This window comes from Paraclostridium benzoelyticum (assembly GCF_001006285.1).
Taxonomy (GTDB): Bacteria; Bacillota; Clostridia; order Peptostreptococcales; family Peptostreptococcaceae; genus Paraclostridium; species Paraclostridium benzoelyticum.
Window position 1 is genome coordinate 1 of the sequence record NZ_LBBT01000139.1, and the last position, 8,730, is coordinate 8,730.

At 26.4% G+C, this 8,730-nt stretch carries 10 protein-coding genes; 6 read left to right on the plus strand and 4 right to left on the minus strand.

The annotated features are described in order from the left end of the window. Window positions 1-92: 92 nt before the first annotated feature. Window positions 93-461, minus strand: coding sequence for a hypothetical protein (locus VN21_RS06210; protein WP_025161738.1), 369 nt, complete (start codon window positions 459-461; stop codon window positions 93-95). A 283-nt stretch (window positions 462-744) separates the two neighbouring features. On the opposite strand from VN21_RS06210, the gene VN21_RS06215 reads away from it, so the two are divergent. The 4 genes from VN21_RS06215 to VN21_RS06230 all read left to right on the plus strand — a co-directional run bounded on the left by VN21_RS06215 (window position 745) and on the right by VN21_RS06230 (window position 3,997). Then, window positions 745-1,062 carry a hypothetical protein gene (locus tag VN21_RS06215; protein WP_046822513.1) on the plus strand — a complete coding sequence of 106 codons (318 nt, stop codon included), beginning with the start codon at window positions 745-747 and terminating at the stop codon, window positions 1,060-1,062. 145 nt (window positions 1,063-1,207) lie between these two features. Further along, window positions 1,208-1,945: a gamma-glutamyl-gamma-aminobutyrate hydrolase family protein gene (locus tag VN21_RS06220; protein WP_046822514.1), complete on the plus strand. Its 738-nt coding sequence runs from the start codon at window positions 1,208-1,210 to the stop codon at window positions 1,943-1,945. A 43-nt stretch (window positions 1,946-1,988) separates the two neighbouring features. Continuing rightward, a complete protein-coding gene (locus VN21_RS06225) occupies window positions 1,989-3,317 on the plus strand; it encodes an APC family permease (protein ID WP_046822515.1) in 1,329 nt (442 codons plus the stop codon). A gap of 161 nt (window positions 3,318-3,478) precedes the next feature. Then, window positions 3,479-3,997: an FmdE family protein gene (locus tag VN21_RS06230; RefSeq protein ID WP_046822516.1), complete on the plus strand. Its 519-nt coding sequence runs from the start codon at window positions 3,479-3,481 to the stop codon at window positions 3,995-3,997. 51 nt (window positions 3,998-4,048) lie between these two features. Here VN21_RS06230 and VN21_RS06235 read toward each other — a convergent pair whose 3' ends face one another. Beyond that, complete coding sequence (locus tag VN21_RS06235) at window positions 4,049-5,074, minus strand: YdcF family protein (protein WP_046822517.1); 1,026 nt, start codon at window positions 5,072-5,074, stop codon at window positions 4,049-4,051. Window positions 5,075-5,308: 234 nt separating this feature from the next. Between VN21_RS06235 and VN21_RS06240 the strand changes: the two genes are divergently transcribed. Next, complete coding sequence (locus VN21_RS06240) at window positions 5,309-5,812, plus strand: thioredoxin family protein (RefSeq protein WP_046822518.1); 504 nt, start codon at window positions 5,309-5,311, stop codon at window positions 5,810-5,812. A 222-nt stretch (window positions 5,813-6,034) separates the two neighbouring features. Further along, complete coding sequence (gene ade, locus VN21_RS06245; RefSeq protein WP_046822519.1) at window positions 6,035-7,738, plus strand: adenine deaminase; 1,704 nt, start codon at window positions 6,035-6,037, stop codon at window positions 7,736-7,738. Window positions 7,739-7,819: 81 nt separating this feature from the next. Here ade and VN21_RS06250 read toward each other — a convergent pair whose 3' ends face one another. Next, window positions 7,820-8,260 (minus strand): GNAT family N-acetyltransferase, encoded by a 441-nt coding sequence (locus tag VN21_RS06250; protein WP_046822520.1) that lies wholly within the window; start codon window positions 8,258-8,260, stop codon window positions 7,820-7,822. A gap of 22 nt (window positions 8,261-8,282) precedes the next feature. After that, window positions 8,283-8,678, minus strand: a complete 396-nt coding sequence (locus tag VN21_RS06255; RefSeq protein ID WP_046822521.1) for an RrF2 family transcriptional regulator — start codon at window positions 8,676-8,678, stop codon at window positions 8,283-8,285. Window positions 8,679-8,730: the final 52 nt, after the last annotated feature.

Genomic DNA, 8,730 nt, shown 5'->3' on the forward strand with positions numbered 1-8,730 from the left:
AAGGATCTAAAAGATCAAATAATAAAAATCTTTTAAATCCTTGTTAAAATGTATAAAAATAATATTGATTAATTGATACATTCATAAAGTAATTAATCATAATAACCATTAATTACTTTAGAGATAGTACATATACTCCAATTAGAAATATTGCTTATTTCTCTGTAAGTATACTTTTTCATATTGAATAAATTTTTTATATTGTCTATATCATTTTGTGATATTTTTTTACTTCTTGGCTTTAAATTTGGATTAAACTCTTTAAGTTGATTTTTTAATTTGGCTATTTCATTTACGGATTCTTTATAGTATTTTCTCCACTCATTAATAAGATTTTCTTGCTTTTCCATTTCAGATTTTAATTTAACAACTTCTTCTTCTAACTTTGAAATTTTAATTTCGAGTCTAGTTTTTTCAAATTGAAGTTTTTCAACTTGCTTTTTATTAGATAAACTAATCATAAAAAACCTCCGTTAATAAGCTACTTAACATTAACTGTAGTATATTCTAAAAAAAAATCAACTATTTTTTTTGAAAACCTAAATTTATTATTGTTAACAAGCTAAATAACAAATAGAAAATAAAAACTATTAAATTCCTAGTTGAAATAAATATTTGCAAATGTGAAGAGCTTTAAATATTTATGTGTAAACTAAAAAGTTGAATTGAATACATTATTAGTATAAATTTTTAAATATTAATTAAATTAACAAAAAAGATTGAACAGAAGGGGTAGATTGACACATGGAGGAGAAACACAAAGAAGAGTACTTTAATATTATTAAAGAAATATTAGGTACTGAATCGAACATAAGTAAATCTTTTGATGTATTACTAAATAAAATTATACTAAATGAATTTGATTCTATAGATGACTATAACTATAAATTAAATTTAATAAAAGATATTTTAAGATATCATAACGAAAGAACGTATTTATTACAAAAAATATTGCATGATTATTTAAATTTAATTACATTTTCAAATGAGTTTAAAGATTTAAATATTAATGATAATACATCTAAAGATAATTACATTAATAAAAATAATTTAAATAGTTAAATAGTTAAAAATACTAATAAAATTGATAACGGTTTCTTAAATTTGAATTTAAAATTTAAATAAAAATAGTTTTGGCATGCTACTTGCTTTATAAAAAGACAGTAGCATTTTTTATTTTTAAATTTAAATTATAGGAGTGAATGAAATGACAAAGAAGAAATATCCAGTAGTTGGTATATCAGGAAGCTTATTAATCGATGAGGGCGGTATGTTTCCAGGATACGAAAGAGCTTATGTGAACAATGATTATGTTCAATCTGTAGCTATGTGTAAAGCTATACCATATATAGTTCCAATGGTCTATGATGATGAATTAATAAAGGAGCAAGTATCTAATATAGATGCACTAATTCTATCTGGGGGGCAAGATGTAAATCCTTTAATGTGGAATGAAGAACCACATATAAAATTAGGTGGGATAATGCCAAAGAGAGATACTTTTGATATGAAATTATTAAAATTTGCATTAGAAATGAAAAAGCCAATATTAGGTATATGTAGAGGAGAACAAATATTAAATGTATGTGAGGGAGGAGATTTATACCAAGACTTATCCTTAATTGAAGGTTCTTATATAAAACATAATCAAGAACATTTATCAAATGTACCTACTCATACAGCTCAAATTAAAGAAGGCACAAGATTATATGAAATATTAGGAGAAAAAGAAGTATTAGTAAATAGTTTTCACCACTTAGGAGTAAAAAATATAGCTCCAGGATATATAGTATCTGCAACTGCGAAAGATGGTTTAGTTGAAGCTATAGAAAAAGAAGGCGAAGATTTTGTGATAGGAATACAATGGCATCCAGAAATGATGACTAAAGATTGCTCAAAAATGCAAAAAATATTTAGGGCATTAGTAAAAGAAGCATCAAAGTAAAAATAAATTTTAGCATAATATAAATACACTGGGAGGAATTAAAGTGGAGAAAAGTATGAAGTTAGGGTTTTGGAGTATTGTATTACTAGGTATAAATGCAATTATAGGTTCTGGTATATTTGGGCTTCCAGGTGAAGCTTATTCGAATATAGGGCCGGCAAGTATATTAATTTTAGGATTTTGTATGATTTTAGCGGTATCTATTGCACTATGCTTTGCAGAAGCAGGAAGCTGGTTTGACGAAGATGGAGGACCTTACCTTTATGCTAAAGAAGCATTTGGTGAATTTATCGGATTTGAAGTTGGATTTATGAAATGGATAGTAAGTATGATTGCATGGGCTACTATGGCAAATTTCTTTGCAGTTACATTATCTTCAGTTTGGCCTCAAGCAGCTGATCCATTAACTAAAAACATAATAATTGGAGTTTTAGTAATAGGACTTGGAGCTATTAACTTAATGGGAATGAAGCAATCTAAAAAGTTAAATAATATAATGACTGTAGGAAAATTAGTTCCATTAATATTATTTATAGCTGTAGGAATATTTTTTATAAAAGGTGCAAACTTTAAACCATTTTTAATAATACCTCAAGGGCAAACGACTTCATCAGCATTTGTTGCTGTAAGTATATTATTATTTTATGCATTTACAGGATTTGAGTCTTTAGCTGTTGCAGCAAAAGAAATGGAAGACCCTAAGAAAAATGTACCAAAAGCTTTGGTTATGGTAATGTTTGTTGTATCTGTAGTATATGTACTTGTATTAGCTATAAGTATAGGCGTTTTAGGAGAAGGATTAAGAGGTGCAGCTAACCCAGTTGCTGATGCAGCTACTAAGATTATGGGTCCTGTAGGTGGATATATAATAACAATTGGTACAATAATTTCTGTAGGTGGGATAAATATTGCATCATCTATATTTACTCCAAGATCAGCTAAAGCTTTAGTTGACCAAGGGCTAATGCCAAAATCTATGGGCAAAAATAATAAAAATGAAGCTCCATATATAGCTATAATAGTATCTGTTATAGGTACTTTAATAATAGCTTGGTCAGGTTCATTTACAACTTTATCACAAATTAGTGTTGTATCTAGATTTATTCAATATATACCTACTTGCCTAGCTGTTTTAATATTTAGAAAAAAATATGCTGGTAAAGAAATAAACTTTAAAATACCTGGAGGAGCATTTGTCCCAATATTTGCAGTTATAGTAAGTTTAATATTATTAGTAAAAGCTGGAATTGACTCTCCTATGAAAATAGTATGGGGTCTTGGAGGCATGATAGTAGTAGTTCCAATTTATTTTTATATGAGCAAAGTGTATTCAAAAAAATGTAATGACGATAAAGAAATTATAAGAGATTAAATTATGCATATTAACCCTATGTCAAAAAAATACGACATAGGGTTAAATTTATTGTAAATAAATTGAAAAACGTTATTTAGATAAATTGAGTAACTAAATAAAATGTAATATAATTAAATTAATTATATTACACTTTATTTAGTTTTAGGGGAGGTAACTTTATGAAAACTTGGGAAGAAGTAGTTGAATTTCATGGACATGAGTGTCCAGGTCTTGCAATTGGGTACGCAGTATCAAAAGCTGTGCAAAAATATTTAGATATTGATTTTTCGAATGATGAAGAAATAGTGTGCATAGCTGAAAATGATGCTTGTGGACTAGATGCTATTCAGGTAATGTTAGGATGTACTATAGGTAAGGGGAACTTGTTAATCAGACTTAGGGGCAAAAGTGTATATCATTTTTATAATAGAAAAAATAAAAAATCTGTAAGGCTAGTTTTAAAGCTAAAACCGAATAGTTTAGACAGAGATGAGTATAAAAAATATTTACTAACTTCAAATCCTATGGATTTATTTGAATTTATGGAGACTAATATAGAAGTTCCAGAAAAGGCAAGGATTTTTATATCAGAAATTTGTGAAATATGCGGAGAAAAAACATCAGAACAATTCATACGCCTTCAAGGTGGAAAAAAAGTTTGTGCAGACTGCTATAGTGATTATAAAAGGTTTTTTTAAAATATATAAATAAAAAAGATAGATTTGAAATTTCAAATCTATCTTTTTTATTTATAGAGTATAAAGAAAAGGTACAAAAGAATATGAAACTATTAGCAAGATAAATGCAATAACTAGTAAGTTGATTTTTTTATAAAGCATTATAATCGCTATATATTCACGAATTAATGCACTAGGTAAAAAGTAAAATGCAGTAGGCGCTCCAACTCCATTTGCTTTTAATCCCGCTTTTCTTGCATAAATTGATGCTCTGAAAACATGATAATTATTTGAAACAAATATACATGAGAAACTTTTAGATATGTTATCCATTATACTCTTTGAAAATTTCATGTTTTCATAAGTAGTAGTAGATTTATCTTCAACTAAAATATCTAATTCGGGTATACCTTGTGATACAAGATATTTTTTCATAGCAACAGCTTCAGGAACTATCTCATCAGAACCTTGACCACCTGAGACAACTATTTTTGTGTGATTTCCTTTTGATAATTGTTGACTATAAATTTCAATACCTTTATCAAGCCTGCTTTTTAACAAAGGGGGAACCTTATCTCCTATAAGACCTGACCCTAAGACTATTACATAGTCTAAATTTTTATTTACAGGTAGCATTTGATAAGCATATGAATAAACTAAGTAACTAAAGAATAAAAATCCAAAATACATTGATAATAAAATTATAGTAAGTATAGTTGCGTGTATACCACTGTTTAATTGAGTTCCTTTAAATATCAAAATTAAGCTTAAAGAAACTATAAGTAAAATATTTACACCTAAAATTAAGGATAGCAAATTTGCTAAACGTCTACCTTCTTTGTGTTTCATTATATATCCATTTTTTATAAGGAAAAAACCAATTCCAACTATACATAATGGTATAGCCACATAAACTGTAAGCATACTTAGTACATTAATTATCTCAAACATGTTGGATAAACACATAACTAATAAAAATAAAAATCCTAAAGAACCAAAAGTTAATAAAATACCTGCAAAGAAATTTCTACTATCTTGTCTGAATAGAAAAATTCCATATAAAAAAGAAGCTAAAATTACTAATATATAAATATACATATAAAAATCCTTTCTAAATAAGTTTTAATAAATATTATTTTACAATGAAATTAAAAAAATTTGTAATTACAAATTTGTAAGTTAGGATAGAGAGCGTTTTTTTTAGATATTTATAATGTAATATCTTTAAAAAAATAAAATTTAGTAAAATTTTTGATTAAAAAAATACTAAAATTACTTGTTTTATTTCATATATTTTAATAAATAAAACAAGTGATTTTAGGGGGAAATTAAATGAGTTTAAAAGAGTTATTTGAGTCAGGTTATAGCTTTGAACAGGAGTTTTACAAATCTGAATTAGCGTATCAAGAAAAAGCTAAAGATTATAGGGATATCATGAAAATAACAAAATATACTATAGAAAAAATAAAATCAATTGATAAAGAAATTAACATACTTGGATTTTCAGAATTATGGTGTCCTGATTGTCAAATAAACTTAACTGTAATAGATTATATAACAAAGTTAAATCCAAAGATAAGACTAAAACTTCAAAGCAGAGAAGGGCATGAAGATATAATAAAAGAACATAGTGATAATGGTAGGGTAAAAATACCTATATTTATATATTTAGACAGTAATTTTGAAAAGTTTGGATCATTTATAGAATTTCCAAGCAATGTTAGGGATGTTGAGTTTGGTGATAATCAGGTAGAAAAAATAAAAACTAAAAAATTATACAGAAAAGGAAGTTATATGGAACAAACTATAATTGATTTTCTAAATAGTCTAGAATAGGAAAACAAAAAGCTATCGTATAAAAATTAATTTGAATTTTACGATAGCTTTTGAAAATTTAAATAAAATTTAACTTTTTCTGAAAATTTGACGAATTATTTAAGTTTTATATGGACAATTAAAAATAAAACGTGTATTATTAGAATAATTTATTTAGAAATAAAAACTTTAAAGCCTTTTTGCTTTAATAAATTAAATGTATTAAGTATAGGGAGGACATAAATGGGGCTAATAGATTACAGTATAAAAAATAAAAAATCAGAGTTAGTTTTAAAAAATGCCAATATAGTCAATGTATTTTCTCATGAAATAGTAAAAGCTGATGTTGCAATACAAAAAGGAATAATAGTTGGTATAGGAAGTTACGATGGAATAAAGAATATAGATTTAAATGGAAAATATATAACTCCAGGATTTATAGATCCTCACGTTCATATAGAGTCATCTATGGTTTCTCCAGCAGAGTTTGCAAAAGCTATAGTGCCAATGGGAACAACAACTATAATAACAGATCCTCATGAAATAGCTAATGTTTGTGGGCTAGAAGGAATAGAATACATACTAAAATCAAGTGAAGAGTTACCTTTATGTGTTTATTCTATGCTACCATCTTGCGTTCCAGCAACGGATTTTGAAAATTCAGGAGCTAGATTAGAAGCTAAAGATTTAGAAAAGTATATAAATCATGAGAGAATACTTGGACTTGGAGAGATGATGAACTATCCAGGCGTTATTAATCAAGATAAGATAGTTACAGATAAATTAGAATTAGCCAAAAGATATAAGAAATATATAGATGGGCATATACCAAACATAAGTAATGAAGGACTAAATGGATACATATTAAGTGGAATAAGCACAGATCATGAATGCTCAACTGTTGAAGAAATGATTGAAAAAATAAGCTTAGGTATGTATGTAATGATTAGAGAAGGTTCAGCTGCTAGAAATTTAGAAACTTTAATAAAAGGGGTTAACATTAACAATTATCAAAGATGTTTATTTTGTACAGATGATAAACATCCACAAGATATACTTAAAAATGGGCATATAGATAATAATATAAGATTAGCAATTAAAAACAACATAGATCCTATTATAGCTATAAAAATGGCGACTATAAATGTTGCAAATTGTTATAACTTACAAAATATAGGAGCTATTGCACCAGGATATATAGCTGATATAGTTGTTGTAGATAATTTAGAAGAGTTTAATGTATTAGAAGTTTATAAAGATGGGAAGTTAGTTGGAAAAGATAAAAAAGCATTGTTTGAAACTAGAGAAATAGAAAATTCAAATGTTACAAATACTGTAAATATAGATAAGCTTACTAAAGAAGATCTAAAAATAAATTTAGAAAAAGATATAGCTAATGTTATAGGTCTACTTCCACATAATCTAGTAACAGAGAAACTTATAAGAAAAGTAGATGTAGAGAATGGAGTATTTAAATTTAATCAAAATGTGGATATATTAAAACTGGTAGTAATTGAAAGACATACTAATAAAAAGAACATAGGCTTAGGGCTTGTAGAAAACTTTAAATTGAAAAATGGAGCAATAGCGTCTACTGTAGCACATGATTCTCACAATATAATTGTTGTTGGAGATAATGATGAAGATATTATTAACGCTGTTGATGAAATTAAAAAAATTGGAGGAGGTTTATCTATATCTTCTAATAATGAAATTTTAGGAAGTTTAAGTTTACCTATAGCAGGTCTTATGAGTGACAAAGATATAAACCATGTAAGTGAAAATTTAGAAAATATGCTATCTATAGCATACGAAAAGTTAAATGTTAGTAAAGATATTGAACCATTTATGACTTTAGCATTTTTAGCACTTCCAGTAATTCCACATATAAAGATTACTGATAAGGGTTTGTTTGATGTAGATAATTTTAAATTTATTGAAATATAATAAAATAGCAATTATAATATACAATTAACAAAAGGCTGTATAAAAGTAATTTAAAACTTTGATACAGTCCTTTTATAAATCTTAGAGTCTCATTTTAATGTGAGGAATTCCACACTCATCATATGTATCTGAAATTTCTTTAAACCCAAGTGAAGAATATAGATTTTTAATGTATTCTTGAGCCGAAAGTGTTATATTATTTTCATTTAGTTCTGTTTTTATAAAGTTTATAGCATGATTCATCATTTCTGGGGCAATCTTTTTACCTCTATGGTCTTTCAAAACTAACACACGTCCTATAAATGTATCTGTATATGGACTAAATGGCTTTGGAATTATCCTAGCATAAGCAATTACTACATTTTCTTCTTCAAGAAATATATGATAACAGTTTTTGTCAACATCGTCGAAGTCATTTTCTTGGAAAATTTTCTGTTCACATCCGAATACCTCATATCTAGCTTTTGCTATTTCATAAAATTCATTTACATCTAAATCCTTAAAATGTTTTACTTTATACATAAATATCACCTCCTAAAAATTTTTAAAGAATATCTTGCAAAGTGTATTCACTTAACTTATTTTTAAATGATATTAAAGCTTCGTTTAAAATAGGTTTTAATTTGCAACGTTTTGTAAGATTACAAGTATTGTTTTCTTTAGAAAAACATTCTACTATATTCAAATTGTCTTCTGTTATATCAAGCAGTTTTCCTAAGTTTATATCTTTTGGATCCATAACTAGTTTTATTCCACCGTTACGTCCTTTTGAGGATAATATATAGTTGTTTTTTGCTAATTTATATACAATTTTTTTTATATGATGAGTAGATAAACCAAGTATATCGGATAGTTCATCTACTGTAAAAAGTTCATTTGGATGGTTACCTAAATAAATAAGTATTCTAAAGCTATAGTCAGTAAATTTTGATAAGTACATAATTCACTCCTTTTTTTAATAATTTAATATAGTAGTATTATTATATTAATTA

Coding starts and splice junctions, on each gene's coding strand:
- VN21_RS06210 (WP_025161738.1), bottom strand. CDS start 461: ATGATTAGTTTATCTAATAAAAAGCAAGTTGAAAAACTTCAATTTGAA.
- VN21_RS06215 (WP_046822513.1), top strand. CDS start 745: ATGGAGGAGAAACACAAAGAAGAGTACTTTAATATTATTAAAGAAATA.
- VN21_RS06220 (WP_046822514.1), top strand. CDS start 1,208: ATGACAAAGAAGAAATATCCAGTAGTTGGTATATCAGGAAGCTTATTA.
- VN21_RS06230 (WP_046822516.1), top strand. CDS start 3,479: ATGAAAACTTGGGAAGAAGTAGTTGAATTTCATGGACATGAGTGTCCA.
- VN21_RS06235 (WP_046822517.1), bottom strand. CDS start 5,074: ATGTATATTTATATATTAGTAATTTTAGCTTCTTTTTTATATGGAATT.
- VN21_RS06240 (WP_046822518.1), top strand. CDS start 5,309: ATGAGTTTAAAAGAGTTATTTGAGTCAGGTTATAGCTTTGAACAGGAG.
- ade (WP_046822519.1), top strand. CDS start 6,035: ATGGGGCTAATAGATTACAGTATAAAAAATAAAAAATCAGAGTTAGTT.
- VN21_RS06250 (WP_046822520.1), bottom strand. CDS start 8,260: ATGTATAAAGTAAAACATTTTAAGGATTTAGATGTAAATGAATTTTAT.
- VN21_RS06255 (WP_046822521.1), bottom strand. CDS start 8,678: ATGTACTTATCAAAATTTACTGACTATAGCTTTAGAATACTTATTTAT.